Source organism: uncultured Veillonella sp. (genome assembly GCF_905209685.1).
In the GTDB taxonomy this organism is placed as follows: domain Bacteria; phylum Bacillota; class Negativicutes; order Veillonellales; family Veillonellaceae; genus Veillonella.
In genome coordinates this window covers 15,138-35,525 of the sequence record NZ_CAJLUB010000002.1, presented here as the reverse complement: position 1 = coordinate 35,525, position 20,388 = coordinate 15,138, and the positions used below count along the sequence as shown (strand labels likewise).

The following is a 20,388-nucleotide window of genomic DNA, read 5'->3' as shown; positions in this document are numbered from 1 at the left end:
CCACCTATCCCTCAATATTATACCTAGCATGGAATGTACCCTCATCTATATCTTCAAAATCACCATTAGATTTATAAAGTCTTATATAGTGTGTATCTCCAAGTACTTTCCAATCAACCACACCATCACCAGCCAATATAGCCATTGATGTATTAGTTTTATAATTATCTCCATTTTGCCAAAAGTGTTCTACGTTTGTTGTTTGAATTACTGTTTGACCAGCTATTTCATGTGCAGCCCAATCTAACTCACCAGTTGTTGGTTCTCTTCCCTCGGCTGCTACAAATTTAGCTTTCCACGCACCCATCTGTTGTTTAAAGCCTATCCTTGCTAACCCTTTTTGTTGTTCATTCATATTCTCTAAACTATCATTAAGAACATAATTCACACCAGCTAACTCTGGTGCATAATCACCAGTTCCGTTATCACGGTCATTAAGAGTTTTACGCAATGAGTTGTATTGCTCTAATGATAAATTAATATGGTTATCATCGATAAACTTAAAAATTTCTGATTGAGGTCTGTTATTTCCAAGCATAGAACGAATTTCATTCATTCCCCAAGATTGGTTAGCAGCTTGTTGTTCTCTTTCATTTGCTCTCATGAATTGGTTTCTTTGTGAACCAAACGCTAAAGTTAGTTCTTTATTATCACCAATAGCGTTATCTAAGAAATTAGCCATCTCACCACTAGATGCACCATTCTTACCCATTTCAATTAGTTGTAACTGGATAGCCTCTTTTTGTCTTGCTAGTGCCTCAGCCCTTGCTTTTTTGCGTTTACTCTCTTCGATATTGTACGCTTTCATATACTCTTCTCGTTTTTGTAAGAGTTCGCCGTCGGTATATCCTTTAGCACTACCGCTAAACTTACCTACACCAACGATTGGATATATATCAGTACTTACGATAGACACACCGCCACTACCAGCTTGTGCAACTTTACCATCACCCATATAAACACCTACATGAGTTACACCTTTATAGGCTTTATCGTCAGAATTAACTGCACTTGGATCATCACTAGTTGCCCATCTAGCCTCATTACTTGGAACGTGCCAAAAGACTAAATCGCCCTTTTGTGCTTGCGATATATCATGTATAAGTTTACCCTCTTGTTCAGCTTGCAAGTACTGACCATCTGCGGTGCGGTAGTTAAGAGTAACACCAGCTTTTGCGGACACATCAAGCGTAAATTTACCACAGTCGGTACTTTCACCACCATCACCACCAAGTAGATACGGCTTACCTAACTGTTCATTAACCGCACTATCAAGCGCAGCTATATTTAAATTTCCACCTTGTCCAGCTTTAGGTAATGTAGCAATATATGCATCGGCTGCTTTTTCTGCATTACCCTCACCAAAGGTATCTACATCACCTACAATACGTTTATCGATTGTTTGTTGTGTATTTACCTTATCGATTGCTACCGCAGCTTTAGACAATATCCCCTCGCTTACACCCATTTCTCTTAGTGCTGCGATTGTTTGAGGTCCAGCAGTAATATCATTACGTGTTACTGTTTCATCAATAATTGCACCACCTACTCGGTCTGCTACTTCTTGATATTTAGCTTTTACAAACTCTTCACCTCTATCACCATACATAGTTTCAATACTATTCTTAATGGTGTTAAGAGAATTAGATACAATGTTAGGGTTGTTATAACCTAATACCGCTATTTGTTCAGATGATTTCACATTGTTATTGAATGTTACATCTTTGTACTTTTCACGTTCAGAACGCTCATGCACTTGTACACGCATATTATTTGCGTGATAGTCTTTATCTACCATTTGAAGAAAACGCTCACGCAAGCGGTTGTTATTAGGCAACTTACTTAACACATCGTCTCTAATGTTACGTTCGGCTTCATTAAACAGTTGTGTTGCATTAGCTGCACCATCTAACTCCTTGTGTAAGATGCCGTTTTCCTTGTTTGTTAGTTCATAAGATACTCTGTTCTTATAGTCTGTTTCAGCGTTCATGTAGGCGATATTTAAATCTTCATCAAGTCGCTTTTGCATCTGTGCATTAATATTATCAATGGCATTAATTACACCTTTTAAACCTTGTTGATTACCGCCAAACGCTAATTCATTTCCAGTAGCTTGAACACCACCACTTATGGTATTTAGTTTTTGTTCGCCATTGTAATTAACTAACTTCATTAAATACCCCACCTATTATTTCTAACTGCACCTCTTGTAACAAACTTAACATTTGATACACCAGCCGCTTTCAATGCACTTTCATTTGGTGTGTAGTAGTTTGTATTAGCTTTAATATTACTACCGCCATATTGCCCTTTAAGTCCATAGATACTAGATGCACCACTCAATATCGTTCCTAGCATTGCCATTCTAGTTTGTGATTTAGCGTTACTTGCTGCTGCACGTGCGGTGCTTGCCTCGTTGCGGTAGTTCATGCCGTTAAGATATTCATTGTATATACTGTTGTTCTTATTAGTTTCCCAATTCTGAATGTCTTTGTTGTATTCGTCATAGCTAGATGCCATTAACTGTAATGGTGTACCACTCATCGTTAAGCCACTAGCACCAGTTTCCGCTACGTTCTGCCCTTGGATAAGTCGCATCTTATCGGACATTTTATCTCGCTCTTGCAAGGCTTGGTCTGCTATTTGTTCTTGCTTGCGATCACTAATTCGTGCGTTAGCCTCTGCCACCCTTGCCTGTTGATTATACATTGCAGCTTGTGCCTTACCTTGTTGGTGTTGCGTAAACAATGTACCGACCATACTCGCTGCGGTTAATGCAATAGGGTTACACATTCGCATCCCCCTTTCTCAATGTGAATAAAACCATATCCCCATCGTTAATATCGTAATGAATTACCGCACCTAATGACTTTAGCCATCTAATGGTGCGGTGATTTTCTTTGTGTATATAGTTAAAAAGTACTTCCCTAGTTTGTAGCCATTCCCCAATGATATTTCTACTAACTTTTATAAATTGTTTTTGTAGTGTTAAACTACTTTCAAATTCTTTACTCCCCAAAAAGTAAATGCAATGCATCCCATTTAATGATGTGTTAGATACCCCATACACACACAATGGCTTGTCATTATCAATAACAATGCGACTTTGATAATCTTCCCCAAGAATATCGTTCACAAAGTCATTTTCGCCGTAGTTTGAATTTTTTCGATTGATATATTTGACCTCTAAGGCATCTATTGAACGTAAGTTGATATATAACTCACGAATTAACGAAACGTGCTTAGAACGGCTAATTTTACATTCCATGAACATTTGGGAAACCACCGCCAATTTCTACCTCTCTTGTAACCGCTAACAGGTTAAATGGGAAAGGTTTTGAGTGTTTTATACAGATTTCTGTATTTGTATTAACGCTAGTTGCTATCTTAGGTAACACAATTACAGTATCACCAGTAAATAGCGTTTTAGGTTTTAAAATCAAATCGTCTACATCATCAAATGTTCTACCTACGCTACCACCATATGAACGATATAACCGCAACGCAACTCGTGATATAGTTATCAATCTGCATTGCAATGTGCCATCGTTTATTTGTTGCTCTACGCTAGGTATTTTGATTTTAGTAGTGTAAGGTAGCCCAACAGTAATTACATTTGCTTTACCATCTAATTTAATAACACCAGTAGGTGGTACTTCCCTAGATGGCATCTGTTGTCCATCAACTACTATGTCTACCATTTGTCCTACTAAATGAGGTGCGTTGATGTAATCAGTCTTAATCGAATTAGCCACTTTAACATAGCAATCTAGGAACACATCGGAGTTATCCTCTGTGTACAATGGAATACTACGTTCAATGCATTTAACATTCTTGTTATTGATAACACGATCTACAACAAAATAGATTGTGTCTTGTTCGCCCTCTGCCACGCTCTCTACATATCTGTATTTACCATTCGTTACAAAGTGCGACCAACCATACACCTTTTGTTCTGGTATATAGGTTAAACAGTTGAGTTGTCCATCATCTCTTACATAGTAGATGATAGAGTCTGGGTCTTGTGCATAAGCACTTGTAACCGCTACATGACCTTTAACCAACGTTTTAACAAACAATGTAAGGTCTTGCCCTGTGTAGTTATCGCTTTCGTAAGAGTAACCCATATCACGAACAGTACCGCCACGCTCTTGAACGAATACGCATCGGTTACCGATGAATTGCGGTTCACATTTCAATGCACCACGTTGTGTTTGTGTTTTCAAATAACAGTTAGTAGGTGTGATAGTCTTGCTCCCATCGACTATCCATTCATTACCGCTAGTAAGCACGATTAGGTCATTAGCTGGTACTAGATGCCTAATCTCATACATTTTGCGGTTGATTACTGGCAATGTGATTGCGCTATCATCTGTGATAGTACCGCCTACTTTTTCCACCCCAAAGTTAGGGTAATCACCAGTTCGACTAAACCAGATGAAGTTAGGCTTGCTATCAGTAGCAGCCACCACAAATCGGTCTTGATAGAATGTACAAAGTTTCGGATAACCTCTGCCTCTATTCCAACTCCCCAACTTCCATTGGTAACTAGGCTCACCCTCTTTAATACCATTCAGAATATTAACTTTTGCATTTTTAGCATCGGTTACACTTTTAATCTCAACGATACCATATTGAGTAAATGGCATAATGGATAAGTCGCAATTCACAGAACCACCTTTAATATCAGATACATATTTAAGCCTTGCACCAGTTTCTATCTTACCTGTATCAGTTACGTTGTAGTCATTCTTTGATGTGTACGTTCTGTAGTCTTTCCAAGTTTGACCATCATTGTTAGAAATCTGTAACTTAACTGTACCTTCCCATGTACCATGTGTAGTGAATTTCCATGATAACTCGGTATCAGTACTAAATGCTCCAACATTATGATTGATATTGTTGTATGTCTTTTCGATGGTTGGTGCGCTAACAATACCATGTCTTACTTTTTTCTCTACAACTTCGCCAGCGGACTTAGTGTGTACCGCCTCAACGTAGTAGGCAATTTGAATAACGCTACCTACCATATCTTGTGTGAATATGTCTTTAGTTGATGTGATCGTATCACCACTAACAGTCAATGTATGACTATTATCTGTATTAATATCCTCGTAAGGTTGCTCGGTTAGCTTGTATGCATCCAATCGCCAGTCAGTATCACTATATCGTGATAGCGTTTGAATAGGGTACTTACCACTACAGATGAACATTACATCGCCACTTTGGATGCAGTTTAATTCACCTACAATGTCCGCCTCAAATGGTGTTTCTACTTCAACATTTGTATATACACCATTCCGCCATACCCTAACGTATCTTTCACCAAATTCAAGCATGAATGATTGGTTCTTATTCGTGGTAAACTCAAACAATCTAACAGGCTTATCATGGTGTTTAGCATATCCGATAAACTGTGAACCTTGCCTACGTGCTACCGCTCCATAAGGTCTAATCACCGCATTTTCAGCAAGCAATAATGCACTTTTATATTGTTCTAAGTCAAATCGACTAGATACATCTGGTGATACTTCGCCTGTAGTAAATGCGACTTGCCCTATATACATCGGTTGCATATTACCAACTCCTTGCCTTGATATAGTTAGAAACATAAGGCATATCTAATCTGCGTTCTTTTGCACTCATAGATTTAGCCTCTTGTAATGCAGCTTGATATAACTTGTATGACTGGTCGAATAAACCACTATTACCAGTCAATGGCATTGCTAAATCAGATGCCATCTTACACACCAACGCTTTAACGAATATAGGGTTCATTACATCAGCATCGGTAATATCGTACACATAATCAATGTGCATCAATGGTACATCAGATACGATGTACTTTGTATTGTTATCAGTCAAATAAACATCGTATTCACGTTGCTTTTCTGCTCGGTATCTATCACCCTGTGGAATTACCGCAAGGATGCGAACACACTTTTCAGGGTAAGCATAGACATAACCCCAGCCGTCTATCTTATGTTCCGATAGCACCGCTCGTTCACGCTTACGTGCAAAATTCCATTCAAACTGCTCTAACAATACTCTACGTGTTAGATCATAATGCAATCTGCATTGTCTAGCAGGTTCTGTTTCTTCCGTCATAGAACGGATGCGCCCTGCATTGATAAGCGATAATGCTTGATTACAAATATCAGTAGGTGTCATGTTTCCACCTTTCTATAAAAAAAGAGGGGGCAAAATACCCCCTCGTTCAATTATTCAGCAGTTTCTTCCGCTTTCTTACCACGTTTCTTTGGTGTAGGTTCTGCCTCTTCGACTTCCTCTACTTCTGCGGTTTCTTCTGCACCAGCAGTATCAAACAAATCTTTGAAGTAGTCTTTATCGTATTCGGCTACTTCATCTTTTGTAAATTCAACTGTTGCGCCCTCTTCAATTAAACCCTTTGTATTATGGTACAAAGTTACTTTTGCAATATACAACATATTAGCCACCTTATTTAATATTAATGCCACTTGTTAAGAATGCGGAGATAGTACCGCCAGTCATATTATTTGCGTTTATTCTAATATATTTTTTACCGCCATTAGCTAAACGCACTTTGTATTCTGTGCCAGCTGGTGCATTAGCTACCATTGTAATGCCATGCAACAATACCGCATTAGCCATGTTATCTGTATCAGATGTATACACATTAAACAATGGAGTACCAGTAACTGTTTTGTCGATGCGAATTACAAGGAATAAGTTAGGGTCTGCATCGCCTGTACCACTCATAATTACATCGGAGTTAGTGTTTGTTGTAATATCTTTTTTCCAAAAGAAAGTATTTTGAGTATCAATAATCATATATGTTTATCCCCCTATTAATTAAGCAGTAACTCGTGCTTCTGTGGAAAGCAAAGCATCAATTTTACGTACTGGAATGCCATTAGCACGTGTAACCATTTTACCCATTTCCATATCTTCTGTGATTGTAGAACCATGTACTTTGTTCTTTTGTAAACGTAAGAATGTACGCAATTCTTGGTTCATGTACCATACTGGACGGCAGCCTGTAAGAGATTGCATTCGTTCTTCTGCACGGATCATCAAGTTAATCAAGTTAGGACCTGCGGAAATATCTTCTTTAATAGCTTTCATATCGATATTAGCGATACGTACTACATAGCGCCAATCACGAACGCACAAACCGATGTTTTGTTCAAAGTGAGTACGATATGCCTCGAATAAAGAGCCATCAGGTTTAGTAATTGTTGTTTTGCCTTTATCTTCTTGTTGCAAGCCAGCCTCTGTACCACGTGGATAAATACCATGTACAGTAAGAGGACCCCAGCCTACAAGCCACATAGATGCAAGGTTTGCAGTACCACCAGCATCGATAATGTTTTTAGCGCTATCAGCTTTCTTAGGGTCTAATGTATTGAAACGTGCGGATAAACCAACAAATTTTTCAGGTGTAGTTTCATCACCATAGAAAATAGTACGTGCGATTTCTTGACCCATAGCCTCAACGAATGCAGCATCTTCTGTAGCACGGAACGCTACAGGGTCATTAGACAATTTAACCAACTTAGCATCTACTTCAGAGTAAGCCTCTAACATACCGCAAGTATCTGTGATTTGTTTTGTAGTAGATTTAGATGGTTGTACACCGCCATAAAGCATACGCCATGTAGCATCTGGCAAGCCAGTACGTACTGTTGTTTTGTTAGATGTGCCATCGTTACATTCAATCATTGTCATATCTTGAATGATTTCGTTAGATTGGTTTAATTGTTCAATGATTTGTGCGATTTTTCCGTTAGGATCCATACGCTTTTGCAAATCAATTAAAGTAGGGTTTTGTGTTCCGATTGTAGCCATAAATTATTTTCTCCTTTTATTTTTTGAACATACTCGGATAAAGATTGCGTCTGATTGCCTCTTCTGACTGCGTGCCACTAGTTGGTTGACCGCCACCTGCGTTACTATCTTCTGCAGCCATATCAGCGATTTTTTCAAACACACGGATAACTTCGATACGATTACCTAAGCCGTTTTCAGCTAGAATTTCACGAATATTAGGAATTGTTTTTTCAATCAACTCAATACCTGCACCTGCTTTAGCCACAGTTTCATCAAATTTATTTCCTAATTCTTTAATTGCGTTTTCCTTGTAGCTTTCGTATTGTTCGGCTAACTCTTGTTGCTTTTGTGTTTCGTAAGCAGTTACAAGGTCAGTAGCATACTTGTTACCAAATTTAGCTAACTCTACTGCTTGCTCTTGCGTAGCACCTACGCCGTTAAGCATTTTAGAAAACTCATCTGCGATTGATTTGTCTACTTGACCGCTATCAAACGCTTTCGTGAAGTCATACACAATTGGTTCTGTAGGTGGTTCTTGGTTACCGCTTGTGTCAGTACTACCGCCTAAGATTGTGTCTTGTTGTTGGTCTTGTGTATTCGTATCTTGCGGTGTACCACTTTCCGCACTACCTGTGTCAATATTCGTGCCTTGTTCTAATTCTTCTGCCATGTGGTTTATTCACCTTTCTCTTCTAAATCTTTAAACAATTTCTGTTGATTGATATATTCAAGTTGCGCTTGATGGTATTTAAGTACACCCTCAACACCATCACCGATAGCGCCAAGCATTTGCATATACTTTAGACCTACACTTCTTTTACCCTCATTGAAAAAGGTTTCTGAATTGCCAGTAAACGAACGCTTTAGAATGTCCGTATTGTCTAAAAGCCTACAAAAAAACCACCTACCAAGTTCAGTACTTAGTACGTGGTTCAACGCATCAATATCACGATCACGAATATAATCTTGTTTTGTTTTCATCTACACCCCCATACCCATTAACTGTTGCATTACTGGGTTTCCGTCATTGGCTGCATCTGTTGCTTGTTTAGCAGCACCAGCCATTTGAGGTGCTAATTGTGCCATTTGTAATGCTTGTGCTTGTTCCTCTTGCTCTTGTTGTGCTTGTGCTTGTTTTTCCATAAGTGCTTTATACTCATCATTGGAACGAATAACCTTAATCGGTACACCAAGATTAACACCATAGATGTCCGCCGCCTCTTCAAAGTTGAATTTCTGAACGATGTTAGCATTGCCCTGTGCTAATGACATAATGAATGCATAGTACTGTTCGATATTCACCAATGAAGACATTTTCTGTGCTTGTGCTAATGGTGAGATGTATTCAATCTTCACATCTAACCCATTCAGCATTTCTGCTACATCATCGTCAATCGGTGGAAATATTCCAGCTCTATCCAAGATGCCATAAGTACGTTCAATGATTGGGTTTAAAAACTCACTTTGCAAGCGTTCAACTACAGGACCTAATTGTTGCATCTTTTCTTGTGTACGTTCCATAACCTCACGTGCGGTCATTTGCCCTGCATCTAGGTTATCAAGCATCAAGAATAAATCAGCACTATAGGCACGTTTGATGCTTTCAGATACAAACTGTATCTTCGCTTGTACATTCGCTACATCAATTCCTACATTGAATATTGGTTCAACCTTACCGCCAGTATCAACTTCCGTTACACCGCCAGGGAATAGATTTACACTACCAATCACATCGGATGTAGCGCTCATAGGTGGTTTAATACCCAATTCAATAGCGGTTACTAAGTCCTTTTCAAGTAACTGTAGCATTTGTGCATCTGATTGTGCGAACCATGCACACCCTTTACCATAACCACTTAGATCATGAGTGGTGTGTCTTGCAATAGGTATCGCCCATTCTTCAAAGCCACTATGTCTTAACACTTCATCTATGTTACTACCCTCTACCCAATAGATAGATGAATAAGGCATATTCTTATTGCCTAGTTTTCCGTTGCGGTCTTTGTTAGGCATTACTAACCAACAAACAACAAAAGTACTTGCATTACCTTTGCCATCGTCAAACGCACGTTTAACTTTATCAGGGCAAGCATCATAGCCAAACTCTTCCACTAATTGGTCTGCCGTCATTCGATACTTGCGACCAAATGTATTTACATCACCATTACTGCCACACTCTAATGCGTATGTACCGATTGGATATGATGTAAATCGTACACCTACTTTTGCATCAGGCATAATACTCATAGGTGCTTGACCAAATGGCAACTCCATATAGGTTTGATGTACTGTGTTATAGAAGTTAGACTTAGCAAATACTGCATATAGTATCTGTTCCCTATCGTCTAACACTTCCGCCACTTTACTATTAGCAGCTAGTTCAGCGTTTTCTAACGTGAGCTTAAACCATTTACGGCTAGGCGGTGTCATACCGCTCATTACACCACTAGCGAATATCTGGCAACTTTCCCAAGCTACGCCATTATTAATCTTATCGGTGTAGACTTTCGATTGGTCTTGCTCATCGTCAAACACACCTAGGAAAGGTAGTTGATAATCTCGGATATCTTTCCATCTTGAAATGTACTTTTGACGATTATCAAACATCGCCTTAAACTTCGCCTTAATTTTCGTGTAATCACGTTTTTTAGGTTCTGTATTAGTCGGTTGTCTAGCAAGCGTTGATAGGATAGTTCCTTGCATATCTAACCCCCTAATGTGTTTTTAGTGCCAGTTGCCGTAGATAAGATAGTACTTTCAAAGCCTTTCTTACCTTTCTTTTTCTTCATATACCAATCTTCACCAGTTGTTGTAGTAGCATCATCTGTTTGTACAGTTGGTGCTGGTGCTGGCATTGGTGTGTTAGGCATCTTATTTTTCATGCACATTTAATCACCCCTTATCTCGTTTAAATGGATCATACTCTGTGTTCGCATGAACCCTACTCCCTACATTCACTTTTTTATTGACCCTGAACGCAAAGGTCAAGGCTAATGCATCGCCTTTATTTGGAGATGGTAACCCTCGTTCTTTCATATCTTTCTTGCTTTCAAGTTGTATTCGCCCATTCTTATCGATGATAGCCTCTGGACTTGTTAAATCGTCATACAAGCCTTGGTCATTAGGTGGAATAGAACCGCCCTCTTTTAGCCAGTCTTTCATTTCTCCCCACATATACGCACGCATATTAAGGTACATATTATTAGGACTAGCGCCACCAAAGGCAACTAACCGCCATCGTCTACCCATTGATTTACCGATACTATAAATACCAGTTCCGTAGCCTTGGTCAATGAACACCGCATCTGCTTTGTACTCTTCCTCAAATTGTGCAATGAGGTTAGCCATACGCATATCATCGTCATTCTTTTCGATGGTTGCCAAGCACTTCATAGAGTATCCTTGGCGCATTACGATTTCTAACGTATCGCCACCAGTCCACGCTGGGTCAACACCGATAATTGTCGGTAAGTTACTAAAATCAGTAGGCTTATATACTCGCTTTTGTGCTTCATCAACGATTGATGCGGATATAAACTGTGTATCGGATGCACTAGGAAATAACCCTCTTACACGAACCTTTACAAAGTCGCTATCCTCACCATGAATATCAACCCATTCTTGCAACTTAGCTTTGTTTGAGATTTTAACAGTACGGCTATCAATTTGATATGTAGTCCAATAGTTACGATGCTTTCTAAAACATTCTCTAAACCTGCCACTATTACGTGTAGGGTTACCAAACACACACCAGATAATCTCGGTTTCCTTATCTGTTAAAGCCCCCTCTGTTACTTCCCATATCTTATCGGATATTGCGGATGCCTCATCAAAGATTATTAGTATTCGGTTACCTTGATTGTGTAAGCCTGCGAATGCCTCTGGGTTACTTTCACTCCATGGAATAGCATCTATCCGCCATGTCTTTTCGTACTGTTTATCAGCACTAAATAATGCCGTAGCGGTGTAGGTGAATAACTCTTTACCTATAAACAGGTTGTACCATTTGTTAAGTTCCGCCCAAGTCTTAGACTTTAACTGTGTATCAGTATTAGCAGTTACTACACCTCTTGTATTCTCATGTGTAGCAATAGCAAACAAAATCAACAATGAAGAAAAGGCTGACTTACCAATACCATGACCAGATGCAACTGCAATTTGTATTGCCTTAGCTAATGACTTTCCCTTGCGTAGTTCTTCACCTATTTTCTTGAAAGTCTTAACTTGCCATTCGTCAGGACCATCAAAACTTTCTAAAGGTGTTCCTTTTTCACCCCAAGGGAAAGCAAAATATACAAACCCTAATGGATCATGAGTGAACGAACCCAACGCATCAATCAGTTGTGCCTTGTTGTACTTCATCGGACTTCACCCTTGCTTGTTTCATGCGGTCTGATATATCAATCTCTATTTCTGCATCAAGTTTCACCTTGTCAGTAAATAGCATATGTCTTTTACCTAAGAGTTCAGCTGCTTTCGTTTTATCGGCAACAGATACATCTAAACCAAACGCATCTTTTTCTTCACCACGCACAACCCTAGTCAGATATTCCAACACCTCATCAGCCGTTGCGATTGTGTCTTTGCTACGTTCGTTCATGACTGCCTCTATATATTGGCGCACGTTTATTTTTGTTAACAACTGACTACCTTTACTTCTTGCGGTTTTTTCTGAATACCCAGCAGTAATTGCACTTTGTGTTCCGTTGGTGGTCTTAACGTATTCATCAGCGAATATGCGTTCTTTCTTAGTTAGTTTTTGTGCTAATTCTTCTATATTCGTCAATGTTACTCACCACCTTTATATGCTTTAACTAAAAAAAGTAACACCTCGTGTTGCTTGGTGCTACTGTACTCACTTTCTTTTTTATATAGTTGTCCTTGTTTAAAGGTCTTACCCTTTTTGTACTTATGAGGAAATGTTAGTTTGTACTCTTCCTCTGTGTACATTCGACTAACAATATATATTTTGCAAGGCTTATCATATTTACTCCATGATTGCCTTACATCAAGTGTATATCGTCTACCATTCATCCGTAATGCGGTTAATAGTTTCTTTATCGTTGGTTGATAATTCACATCCAACACCACACAATACCAATTAAGATTAGTACCGCACATAAGATAGCTAAACCATCGATGAGTGTAATCATTGTATCGCCACGATGCTCATATGCGTATTTTGCTTTAGCTTGTAGTTCTTTATCGTTTAAGTTCTTGGCTGCTTGTTTGAACAGTTTTCTATCTTCAATGAATTGTTTAATTGCTTTAATCATTTAAGTACTTCGCCACCTTTCCTTTTTAATTTCCCATGTGATCTAACACATAAGCCGTAATTACCTTTACTTGCACCGCCACAGGTTATGTATGTTTGACATAAACCATCGTACTCTATCACGTTTGCGGTACACACTCCATTTTTGTTGTTTAAGCATTTACTTTTACAACACCTGACCTCTGTCATAATCTCCCCTTTATGATAGATTTATGCAAAAAATGAGATATATCCACGTAGATATACCTCATTTTATGATAGTTTTATTCATTTTGTTTGTATTGATTACTCAAAACCGAAGTTATACCATCGCTCTCTTGTCGATGTAACACATAGGAATTAGCATTTCTTCTAAAACTCTATATCGTGTGTTAAGTACCTAGGAAACAAATATAACTCCAGTTTTCAATAATCACTCAAAACTAGGTGTGTTGATGATATGACAATTTATACTATTTTCTGAGGTTCAACTATGAATAAGAAAAATACAAAGTTGGAAAAGAGAAACACACCTAGTTTTCAATAATCAATTACACACTCAATACCAACAACTAACAATTTGATGGATCGTAATCGTGTTAGGTTAAGTAACAACAAGAATATGAATAAGTTTCTTTTGGAGGCTGCTAGTTGTCAGTATTCAATGTGTATAACCAATTAGGGCAGGTTCATATCTTTAAGGTTAATAATGTATAAGCTATATATTGTGAGGATATTCGACCCACCCTTATCAGTTAGCAGTAAATTTACATATAAAGTTTTTGTCTTAACACATACTTTCAGATTGAAATTAGAAAAAAGTATAGTGTTGTTTCCTTAGTAATCAATTATGGTTGCGCTGCTACTCTGCGACCGTTAGCGCTATACGTTCCATTTCGCCCATTACAACAAAGGCACGCTCTTATATGGGCGTGCTTGTTGTTGTGTTTGATTTTTCCTAAGGAAAGAGTGAGTAGTAGTCGCTTAGTGGCAACTTCTACATATATATTATACCTAATAGCAAACTATAGGTATATGGACATTAACGGACATTTGCGGACATTACTGGACAAGTTTTAGCCCAAACTCCAATAACGCTTTTTGCTTGTATCGTTTCGCCTGTTTTGTCGAATAACACCCAATCATTTTATAAGCATCTTCTGTTGTATTGTTGAGTACAAACTCATAACGCAAGATGATTGCCCCTAGTTTTTCATCTAGTGCATCTATCTTAGTGATCGCATCGCATTTTAACTTTGATAACTCATCAATACGCTTATCACGTTCTGCGACTGTATCAAGAAATCTTGCTACGCTCCCCTCTAAGCCTTGCGGAGTTCCACCGCCTGTTACTCGGTCTTTTGAGTAATCAATAGCACCTATGGATGTAAGGTTTGCTCTTAGTTGATTGATTTCTTCCTTGATAGATGCAATCTGTACATCAATTAACTTAACAGGTTGTAGGTACTCTACCGCCATTTCTATTAGTTTCTTTTCGTCATATTCTCCCAAACACTTCACCTCACCCTTTAAACGCTAGTTCAGCATACCCCCAGGCAACAGGTCTATCAGACACTACATTGCTCCAAGATGTCTTTCCATCACGCCACGTATACACTTTTCCATCTTCATATTCGGCAAAATACCTACACTTCCACACTTCGGCAATGCTATTTCTTACAAAAATCGGTGTATCAACTTCTACTTTCGACCAATCAACAATACCTAATTCTTCTGCAATGTTTAACACTTCATTCCGCTCTATTTTAGGCATTATTTTGCTTATGTTATTAATACACTTTACATGACCGCCACTATTTATATCTAATATACCGTCATTCATAACTGGTCTTTTTGTTGTTACAAATGCAGTATCACCGATATTCTTAACATAATATTTCCAGCCATCATCATATAACTTTTGAAGTAACCACTCTCTACCTTGTTCATCTGTGATCATACTTTTTTCACTCTCCTTTATAAAGAACCCTTTGGCAAATCGTTTGATACTTTCCACCTTTTCATCAGTTGCATTTTCAATACCACACAACAAACACTCAAATCTAACCCACTTTTCTTTGTGTTTATAGAAGAAGATACACTTACACACATCTTCTTTTATGGTTGGTTTACATACTTCACCATTAATGTCTATTGCGAATTTATTGTTATTGAAAAAAATTCTATCTCCAATCAATCGCTCACCCAATCTCCGTTTTCTTCATTCCAAACAAACATCACTTCATCTTCCAAGTCAAAATCATATCCATTATCTACAACTTTACCGATGTAAAATGTATTCTCTTCACTCTCTACCGCAAGCTGGCACAAGAAATTAAACGCATCTTGATAGCCTTGAGGTGCTATGTAAAAATCGGAGTGTTCAACGTAACCGCTATAGTTTGTCATCTAACAATATACCTTTCTGACATAGAGTTGTAGATTTGGTGTTTTATTTTAAGAGTAACTTTTTCAACAAAGAAATCTAATCTAAAACATTGTTCAATCTCAAATATTGTTGATAACTCTGTAATAGTAAAACCAGAAAACTCATATATGATTTTTATACTACCATCATTAACTTCAATTTTAGGTTTGATTATCGTATCAGCTATAACTATTGTTAATGCACTAGCTAATAAATCAAAATCAACTCTTCTCACGCTCACCTCTTATGATAGGGCGGATATTTCACCGCCCATATCCTTTACTTAAACAATGGTAAAAACATCATGATTGTTATGCAAATCAACAACACAAAAGTCCATATCAATAAACCTGTTGACAAAATCGAAAACAAACTATCATTTCTACACTTTCGCTCTGCATCAAGCATTGCTAAATGTTTTGCCATTGCAAGTCTTGATATCCTACGTTCATTTTCGTACCTTGCGATTTCACATTCAATCTTTCTTCTTTCTATATCTCGTTCAATCTCATTCATTATTTATTCGCTTTCAATGTTTCAACTTCTGCCACTAATTGAGTAACCAATGTTTCAAGTTCTTTGATTTTGCCTTTATGGTTTAACTCATATTCAGAACCTTTGCCCAATCTAAAATTCACACTAGCATTTACCATTTTTTCAGAACCAAGTGTACCACCTACGCTAAACATTACGTGTTCATTTGGTGCGTAGAAAGCGCCTAACGCTACTGCGCTGTGCCCTTTGTAATGACCATAGCCTACGGAGAATGTCATTTTATCGTCTTTGTTATAACCAAGATAATGCAATGCGGATAATGCTGCATTAGCTGCACCAACCTTACCAATTTCTCGGTCTACGTTTCGTGTCATGCCACGTTCCAAACTTTCAATTCGATTTTCATGGTTTTCCAATACGTTTGCATGGTCTACTAAAGTTTGTTCGTGAGACTGTAATTGTTGTTCGTGGTTATTAATGATCGTTGTGTGATTATTAATTACTGTTCTATTTTCTTGAATAGCTTTAGAATTTGCACCTACACGCTCGTTTGTTGCGTTGATAGAGTTAGTAATCGTTGTGTAATTGTTATCAACCTTAGCGGTTAAATTTTTGATGTTATTTACATTGCGGTCTACACGGATATTCAAGCACTTGATATCTTTATCGTGTTTCGCAAGTTTTGCACCCATAGATGCGATTTCATCGTAGGCAGCGTATAGCTGACTGCCGTTTACTGCATCGGTAGATGCTGCATCAACTTGTCCAGCTGCTACATTTGTAATTTGGCGGTTGTAGTATTTAACACCACCAAACCCTGCTCGACCTTTAGAACCAACACTCACTACAGATTGAGGGTTTTCCCCTGCAAATACATGGGTTACACCATTCAATACTACTTGTTTTGTTGGTACTGGGTCATCCGTTACGGAATTAGTGCCTAGTGCCACGCTGTTACTTTTATCTGCAAGTGTGTTATTACCAATAGCGTATGCATCCCATGCAGTAGCCTTGCCATGTGTGCCAACTACTGTTGCACCTTGACCAGCAGTTTCGGAGTTAGCACCGATTACTACTTGTTCTTGGTTACTATTGGTTTTGTTGTTGTAGCCGATAATTGTAGTTTGGTTTGCACTTACTGTGCCATTGTTAGCACCGATAACTGTTGTATCGCTACCGCTAACTTTATTATCTCTACCCAAAACGATTGTACTTGTACCTGTAACTACTGTATTTACACCTAATGCAGCGGAATTGTAACCGCTAACTACTGGTGCAGTAGTATTTGGTTCTACTTGACCTACTACTAAACCATTTGCAAATGTGCTACCTGTTACTGCTGCCATAACCATTGTTGCTAATACTAATTTTTTATTCATGTTAATTTCTCCTTTTATGTTAATTAATTTAGATAACTTATTTACCAGTACTGCCATAACCACCAGTACCACGTTCTGTTTCGCTTAATTCATCTACCTCTACTACATCGACCAATTTAATCGGAACGATGATTAGTTGTGCGATGCGATCACCTCTATTTATTGTGTAATTTTTGCAAGATACATTTTCATATACAATGCTAATCTCACCTCGATAATCTTCATCAATTATTCCAACACTATTGGCACATCGTAGCGGTGTTTTACTCATACTACTTCTTGGCGCTAATAACCCCATGTGATTAGGTGGAATTTCAACTGTTACACCTAATGGAATTTGTCGCTTACTATCCGCTGGTATAGTTACACTAAACGGACAATATAGGTCTAACCCAGCGGACACTTGCGGTAAATCGGAGTTCACCTTTCCTCGTGTTGGTAGTTGTGCGTATTCACTAACCAACTTCACTTTCATTTGTTCTCTCAAAACTCCACCCCTAACATAACTAACGCTTTTTTCACCGTTTTATAATCTGCTCCTACTTGATAACTAATTGCCCTTAATGACATTCCAGCGTTATGCATTTGCAATAAAGAATTTCCATCTAACTCACTTGCACGTGTATATGTTTTCTGTGGCTTAGTGCCTTTTAAACCTAAACAACACAATGCTCTACCAGCACTTATATCTCCATATACACAAGCTGCTAGTGCTAACCAGTTAAGGTTATTATCTGGTACAAACTCACTCATATTAACCATTACTCCACTCACTTTCCTTATAGATGTGGAAGAAATCATCCGCACTTAATACTACTAACCAAGGTTTATTGCTTTTCTTCCAAGCTACAATAGGTATATCGCCATTGTTTGCTTGTTGCGCATCGTGTTCCGCTTGTTCATATGCTTTACGGACATTCAAGTTTTCAACAAATTTGACTTCTTGATGTATGTTAGGTAGTCCTACACAGTCCGATGCATCGCCTGTATTTCCGCAATATTGTGCAGTTCTACGGACTTTATCAAACCCATTGGCTCTACACACATCACGCCACATTCTTTCACCACGTTTACCTTTATCTTTACTATTTATTGGCATTATCTATTCACCCATTTCATACACCCAATTCTCATATAGTATTCCTTTTCCTTTTCGTTCAATTTAACAGAACCTTTTATTCGTTTTGCTCTCTTTACAAAACCGCCAAAATCATAAAGATTACCTCGAAAATCAAATGTATTTATTTCATCGATTAAGATTAAGCCAGCATCACCAAGCATTTCATCAATTACTTCATAATGATCATCGTACAAATCTCTAGGTAATGCATAATACAAATACATAACATTGTGATTGTCATGGTAACGTGCTTTCTTGAAATCATTCTTAAAATCGTTTATATCAGTTTTGATTTCAACTTCTGTTAAGTGCAAAGTGTTTAAGTTGAAGTAGATGAAATCAGCCTCATAAGGTGGTTTCCCACTATCCCTCATCATCACATTTGGTATACATATATTTTTAAGAAATAGATGCCGTCCTAATGCATCTTGAATATCTCGTTCTGTCATTATCGTCTTATTTGCTTTCTTTCAATCTGAAACTTTCCGTAATAGGCACACCAGCCTCTGTTGGAATATAGATGATTTGGTCTTTACTATCTTTCAAAGTATCAACCCATAACCAATGGATGTATGCCTCATTACCTTTTAATGATTGACCGATGATTTGATTTGCTTTTGCAGTACCCTCTGCACGTTTAACTTCTGCTTGTGCTAGGCTTTCAGCACTATCTAGTTTTGCCTTAGCCTCTAATACCGCAACTTGTCTATTCTGTTCAGCTCTAGCAAGTTCTGCCTCGCCTGCTTTTTGTTGCTGCCACACCATATACATTGGAACACCAAACGCAAAACTCCAAACTACCGCACCAATCATAACTACTACCAATAAAGCGGATACAATCTTATTCATGTTTATTTCTCCTTTTCCTTAAAAAACACTAACCATACTGTTTTACCTCTACGTTGGCCAAATATTGGCTCACTAGGAAGTAACCCTTTAACCATTGGTAACTTGATTTGTTCTTCATTCCATTTAAATATCATCGTTCCATTTGGTTTTAGTACTCGCCAACACTCAGATAACCCTTGTTTAATATCCTCTTGCCATGTTTGCTCTAATCGTCCATATTTCAATGCTAGGAACGATTTATCACCAGCCTTTAATAAGTGCGGTGGGTCAAACACTACTAAGTGAAAGCTCTCATCTTCAAACGGCATCTTACGGAAATCTGCGATCACATCAGGTTTTACGATTAATTTCCTACCATCACATAGCGTTGTGTCTAATGTTCGGTTATCCATATATGCAGTTTCTTTGTGTTCTTTATCAAACCAAAACATTTTAGAACCACAACAAGCATCTAATATTTTCACATTGGCCACCTAGAACGGAATATTTTCATCTTGATTTGTGTTTTCAAAACTTTCAAAGTTACTTGGTGCAGTTTCATCATTTATTAAAGATGTACCTACAAAGTTTGCTACTACTTCTGTTACATATCGTTTTTGACCGTCAGCAGTTTCATAAGAACGTGTTTGAAGTCTGCCCTCAACAAACGCTCTATTGCCTTTACGCAAATTACCGATGCTTTCACCTAGCTTTCCCCATGCTACACAGTTGATGAAAGCGGTTTGTTCTTTTGTTTCATTATTGCTATCAATGTATGTATTGCTCGCTGCTACTGTAAATGTGGCTACCGCTTTTCCAGATTGTGTATATCTAACCTCTGGATCACGTGCCAAGTTCCCCATAATTTGTACTGTATTCATCAAATTCTCCTTTAAATCTTTTGTTCGATGCACATCGTACCTTTATACACCTTGATAATTTCCTCTAGGCTTTCAAAGGTTCGTGCATCTGCTTTCATAATCATTTGCATTTGTTGAGTTGCCTCTTCTTGTGTGTCCACGTTTAGAGGTATCTCAATGGTGATTACCATCTTTCTTTTTTTACTTAACAA

At 38.1% G+C, this 20,388-nt stretch carries 29 protein-coding genes; all 29 read right to left on the bottom strand.

Going from position 1 to position 20,388, the window contains the following annotated elements; genetic code table 11:
* Positions 1–4: 4 nt before the first annotated feature.
* The gene (locus QZ055_RS00560; protein WP_295823951.1) at positions 5–2,173 is read right to left on the bottom strand and encodes a C40 family peptidase; all 2,169 of its coding nucleotides are present in this window, start codon (positions 2,171–2,173) and stop codon (positions 5–7) included.
* Positions 2,173–2,793, bottom strand: a complete 621-nt coding sequence (locus QZ055_RS00555; RefSeq protein ID WP_295823949.1) for a hypothetical protein — start codon at positions 2,791–2,793, stop codon at positions 2,173–2,175. The genes QZ055_RS00560 and QZ055_RS00555 overlap by 1 nt, the downstream gene beginning before the upstream one ends.
* Complete coding sequence (locus QZ055_RS00550; RefSeq protein WP_295823948.1) at positions 2,786–3,268, bottom strand: phage protein Gp13 family protein; 483 nt, start codon at positions 3,266–3,268, stop codon at positions 2,786–2,788. Before QZ055_RS00550 ends, QZ055_RS00555 begins: the two co-directional genes overlap by 8 nt.
* Positions 3,258–5,576 (bottom strand): hypothetical protein, encoded by a 2,319-nt coding sequence (locus tag QZ055_RS00545; protein WP_295823946.1) that lies wholly within the window; start codon positions 5,574–5,576, stop codon positions 3,258–3,260. Before QZ055_RS00545 ends, QZ055_RS00550 begins: the two co-directional genes overlap by 11 nt.
* Position 5,577: 1 nt before the next feature.
* Entirely contained in the window at positions 5,578–6,171 is a 594-nt protein-coding gene (locus tag QZ055_RS00540) for a hypothetical protein (protein ID WP_295823944.1), read from the bottom strand.
* 50 nt (positions 6,172–6,221) lie between these two features.
* Positions 6,222–6,449: a hypothetical protein gene (locus QZ055_RS00535; RefSeq protein WP_295823938.1), complete on the bottom strand. Its 228-nt coding sequence runs from the start codon at positions 6,447–6,449 to the stop codon at positions 6,222–6,224.
* 10 nt (positions 6,450–6,459) lie between these two features.
* Positions 6,460–6,813, bottom strand: a complete 354-nt coding sequence (locus QZ055_RS00530; protein WP_295823936.1) for a hypothetical protein — start codon at positions 6,811–6,813, stop codon at positions 6,460–6,462.
* Positions 6,814–6,834: 21 nt separating this feature from the next.
* Complete coding sequence (locus QZ055_RS00525) at positions 6,835–7,830, bottom strand: major capsid protein (RefSeq protein WP_295823933.1); 996 nt, start codon at positions 7,828–7,830, stop codon at positions 6,835–6,837.
* A 16-nt stretch (positions 7,831–7,846) separates the two neighbouring features.
* Positions 7,847–8,482, bottom strand: coding sequence for a hypothetical protein (locus QZ055_RS00520; RefSeq protein ID WP_295823931.1), 636 nt, complete (start codon positions 8,480–8,482; stop codon positions 7,847–7,849).
* 5 nt (positions 8,483–8,487) lie between these two features.
* The gene (locus tag QZ055_RS00515) at positions 8,488–8,793 is read right to left on the bottom strand and encodes a hypothetical protein (RefSeq protein WP_295823929.1); all 306 of its coding nucleotides are present in this window, start codon (positions 8,791–8,793) and stop codon (positions 8,488–8,490) included.
* Positions 8,794–10,515 (bottom strand): portal protein, encoded by a 1,722-nt coding sequence (locus QZ055_RS00510; protein ID WP_295823927.1) that lies wholly within the window; start codon positions 10,513–10,515, stop codon positions 8,794–8,796.
* Positions 10,516–10,517: 2 nt separating this feature from the next.
* Positions 10,518–10,700: a hypothetical protein gene (locus QZ055_RS00505; protein WP_295823926.1), complete on the bottom strand. Its 183-nt coding sequence runs from the start codon at positions 10,698–10,700 to the stop codon at positions 10,518–10,520.
* 4 nt (positions 10,701–10,704) lie between these two features.
* Positions 10,705–12,174, bottom strand: a complete 1,470-nt coding sequence (locus QZ055_RS00500; RefSeq protein WP_295823924.1) for a terminase — start codon at positions 12,172–12,174, stop codon at positions 10,705–10,707.
* Positions 12,146–12,598 carry a terminase small subunit gene (locus tag QZ055_RS00495; RefSeq protein WP_295823922.1) on the bottom strand — a complete coding sequence of 151 codons (453 nt, stop codon included), beginning with the start codon at positions 12,596–12,598 and terminating at the stop codon, positions 12,146–12,148. Before QZ055_RS00495 ends, QZ055_RS00500 begins: the two co-directional genes overlap by 29 nt.
* Before the next feature lie 289 nt (positions 12,599–12,887).
* Entirely contained in the window at positions 12,888–13,088 is a 201-nt protein-coding gene (locus QZ055_RS00490; RefSeq protein WP_295823920.1) for a hypothetical protein, read from the bottom strand.
* 1,040 nt (positions 13,089–14,128) lie between these two features.
* On the bottom strand, positions 14,129–14,587 hold the full coding sequence (locus QZ055_RS00485) for a hypothetical protein (RefSeq protein WP_295823918.1): 459 nt from the start codon (positions 14,585–14,587) through the stop codon (positions 14,129–14,131).
* A gap of 1 nt (position 14,588) precedes the next feature.
* Positions 14,589–15,263 carry a hypothetical protein gene (locus QZ055_RS00480; RefSeq protein ID WP_295823917.1) on the bottom strand — a complete coding sequence of 225 codons (675 nt, stop codon included), beginning with the start codon at positions 15,261–15,263 and terminating at the stop codon, positions 14,589–14,591.
* Positions 15,260–15,475: a hypothetical protein gene (locus QZ055_RS00475; protein WP_295823915.1), complete on the bottom strand. Its 216-nt coding sequence runs from the start codon at positions 15,473–15,475 to the stop codon at positions 15,260–15,262. Before QZ055_RS00475 ends, QZ055_RS00480 begins: the two co-directional genes overlap by 4 nt.
* Positions 15,472–15,729, bottom strand: a complete 258-nt coding sequence (locus QZ055_RS00470; protein ID WP_295823914.1) for a hypothetical protein — start codon at positions 15,727–15,729, stop codon at positions 15,472–15,474. Before QZ055_RS00470 ends, QZ055_RS00475 begins: the two co-directional genes overlap by 4 nt.
* 44 nt (positions 15,730–15,773) lie before the next feature.
* Positions 15,774–16,010 carry a hypothetical protein gene (locus tag QZ055_RS00465; protein ID WP_295823912.1) on the bottom strand — a complete coding sequence of 79 codons (237 nt, stop codon included), beginning with the start codon at positions 16,008–16,010 and terminating at the stop codon, positions 15,774–15,776.
* Complete coding sequence (locus QZ055_RS00460) at positions 16,010–17,368, bottom strand: YadA-like family protein (RefSeq protein ID WP_295823910.1); 1,359 nt, start codon at positions 17,366–17,368, stop codon at positions 16,010–16,012. Before QZ055_RS00460 ends, QZ055_RS00465 begins: the two co-directional genes overlap by 1 nt.
* Before the next feature lie 37 nt (positions 17,369–17,405).
* Positions 17,406–17,843 (bottom strand): dUTP diphosphatase, encoded by a 438-nt coding sequence (gene dut / locus QZ055_RS00455; protein WP_295823908.1) that lies wholly within the window; start codon positions 17,841–17,843, stop codon positions 17,406–17,408.
* Between the two features lie 8 nt (positions 17,844–17,851).
* Positions 17,852–18,121, bottom strand: a complete 270-nt coding sequence (locus tag QZ055_RS00450; protein ID WP_295823906.1) for a hypothetical protein — start codon at positions 18,119–18,121, stop codon at positions 17,852–17,854.
* A gap of 1 nt (position 18,122) precedes the next feature.
* The gene (locus QZ055_RS00445) at positions 18,123–18,467 is read right to left on the bottom strand and encodes a hypothetical protein (RefSeq protein WP_295823904.1); all 345 of its coding nucleotides are present in this window, start codon (positions 18,465–18,467) and stop codon (positions 18,123–18,125) included.
* Positions 18,467–18,937, bottom strand: coding sequence for a hypothetical protein (locus QZ055_RS00440; protein ID WP_295823902.1), 471 nt, complete (start codon positions 18,935–18,937; stop codon positions 18,467–18,469). The genes QZ055_RS00445 and QZ055_RS00440 overlap by 1 nt, the downstream gene beginning before the upstream one ends.
* A 7-nt stretch (positions 18,938–18,944) precedes the next feature.
* Positions 18,945–19,337 carry a hypothetical protein gene (locus tag QZ055_RS00435; RefSeq protein ID WP_205112357.1) on the bottom strand — a complete coding sequence of 131 codons (393 nt, stop codon included), beginning with the start codon at positions 19,335–19,337 and terminating at the stop codon, positions 18,945–18,947.
* 2 nt (positions 19,338–19,339) lie between these two features.
* A complete protein-coding gene (locus tag QZ055_RS00430; protein WP_295823896.1) occupies positions 19,340–19,801 on the bottom strand; it encodes a methyltransferase domain-containing protein in 462 nt (153 codons plus the stop codon).
* 9 nt (positions 19,802–19,810) lie between these two features.
* Positions 19,811–20,197 carry a single-stranded DNA-binding protein gene (ssb, locus tag QZ055_RS00425; RefSeq protein WP_295823894.1) on the bottom strand — a complete coding sequence of 129 codons (387 nt, stop codon included), beginning with the start codon at positions 20,195–20,197 and terminating at the stop codon, positions 19,811–19,813.
* 11 nt (positions 20,198–20,208) lie between these two features.
* Positions 20,209–20,388, bottom strand: coding sequence for a hypothetical protein (locus QZ055_RS00420; protein WP_095066081.1), 180 nt, complete (start codon positions 20,386–20,388; stop codon positions 20,209–20,211).

What these genes read in the sequence shown, in the direction of transcription:
- QZ055_RS00560 (WP_295823951.1), bottom strand. Translation starts at nt 2,173, where the DNA reads ATGAAGTTAGTTAATTACAATGGCGAACAAAAACTAAATACCATAAGT.
- QZ055_RS00555 (WP_295823949.1), bottom strand. Translation starts at nt 2,793, where the DNA reads ATGTGTAACCCTATTGCATTAACCGCAGCGAGTATGGTCGGTACATTG.
- QZ055_RS00550 (WP_295823948.1), bottom strand. Translation starts at nt 3,268, where the DNA reads ATGGAATGTAAAATTAGCCGTTCTAAGCACGTTTCGTTAATTCGTGAG.
- QZ055_RS00545 (WP_295823946.1), bottom strand. Translation starts at nt 5,576, where the DNA reads ATGCAACCGATGTATATAGGGCAAGTCGCATTTACTACAGGCGAAGTA.
- QZ055_RS00540 (WP_295823944.1), bottom strand. Translation starts at nt 6,171, where the DNA reads ATGACACCTACTGATATTTGTAATCAAGCATTATCGCTTATCAATGCA.
- QZ055_RS00535 (WP_295823938.1), bottom strand. Translation starts at nt 6,449, where the DNA reads ATGTTGTATATTGCAAAAGTAACTTTGTACCATAATACAAAGGGTTTA.
- QZ055_RS00530 (WP_295823936.1), bottom strand. Translation starts at nt 6,813, where the DNA reads ATGATTATTGATACTCAAAATACTTTCTTTTGGAAAAAAGATATTACA.
- QZ055_RS00525 (WP_295823933.1), bottom strand. Translation starts at nt 7,830, where the DNA reads ATGGCTACAATCGGAACACAAAACCCTACTTTAATTGATTTGCAAAAG.
- QZ055_RS00520 (WP_295823931.1), bottom strand. Translation starts at nt 8,482, where the DNA reads ATGGCAGAAGAATTAGAACAAGGCACGAATATTGACACAGGTAGTGCG.
- QZ055_RS00515 (WP_295823929.1), bottom strand. Translation starts at nt 8,793, where the DNA reads ATGAAAACAAAACAAGATTATATTCGTGATCGTGATATTGATGCGTTG.
- QZ055_RS00510 (WP_295823927.1), bottom strand. Translation starts at nt 10,515, where the DNA reads ATGCAAGGAACTATCCTATCAACGCTTGCTAGACAACCGACTAATACA.
- QZ055_RS00505 (WP_295823926.1), bottom strand. Translation starts at nt 10,700, where the DNA reads ATGTGCATGAAAAATAAGATGCCTAACACACCAATGCCAGCACCAGCA.
- QZ055_RS00500 (WP_295823924.1), bottom strand. Translation starts at nt 12,174, where the DNA reads ATGAAGTACAACAAGGCACAACTGATTGATGCGTTGGGTTCGTTCACT.
- QZ055_RS00490 (WP_295823920.1), bottom strand. Translation starts at nt 13,088, where the DNA reads ATGATTAAAGCAATTAAACAATTCATTGAAGATAGAAAACTGTTCAAA.
- QZ055_RS00475 (WP_295823915.1), bottom strand. Translation starts at nt 15,475, where the DNA reads ATGACAAACTATAGCGGTTACGTTGAACACTCCGATTTTTACATAGCA.
- QZ055_RS00465 (WP_295823912.1), bottom strand. Translation starts at nt 16,010, where the DNA reads ATGAATGAGATTGAACGAGATATAGAAAGAAGAAAGATTGAATGTGAA.
- QZ055_RS00460 (WP_295823910.1), bottom strand. Translation starts at nt 17,368, where the DNA reads ATGAATAAAAAATTAGTATTAGCAACAATGGTTATGGCAGCAGTAACA.
- dut (WP_295823908.1), bottom strand. Translation starts at nt 17,843, where the DNA reads ATGAAAGTGAAGTTGGTTAGTGAATACGCACAACTACCAACACGAGGA.
- QZ055_RS00450 (WP_295823906.1), bottom strand. Translation starts at nt 18,121, where the DNA reads ATGAGTGAGTTTGTACCAGATAATAACCTTAACTGGTTAGCACTAGCA.
- QZ055_RS00445 (WP_295823904.1), bottom strand. Translation starts at nt 18,467, where the DNA reads ATGCCAATAAATAGTAAAGATAAAGGTAAACGTGGTGAAAGAATGTGG.
- QZ055_RS00440 (WP_295823902.1), bottom strand. Translation starts at nt 18,937, where the DNA reads ATGACAGAACGAGATATTCAAGATGCATTAGGACGGCATCTATTTCTT.
- QZ055_RS00435 (WP_205112357.1), bottom strand. Translation starts at nt 19,337, where the DNA reads ATGAATAAGATTGTATCCGCTTTATTGGTAGTAGTTATGATTGGTGCG.
- ssb (WP_295823894.1), bottom strand. Translation starts at nt 20,197, where the DNA reads ATGAATACAGTACAAATTATGGGGAACTTGGCACGTGATCCAGAGGTT.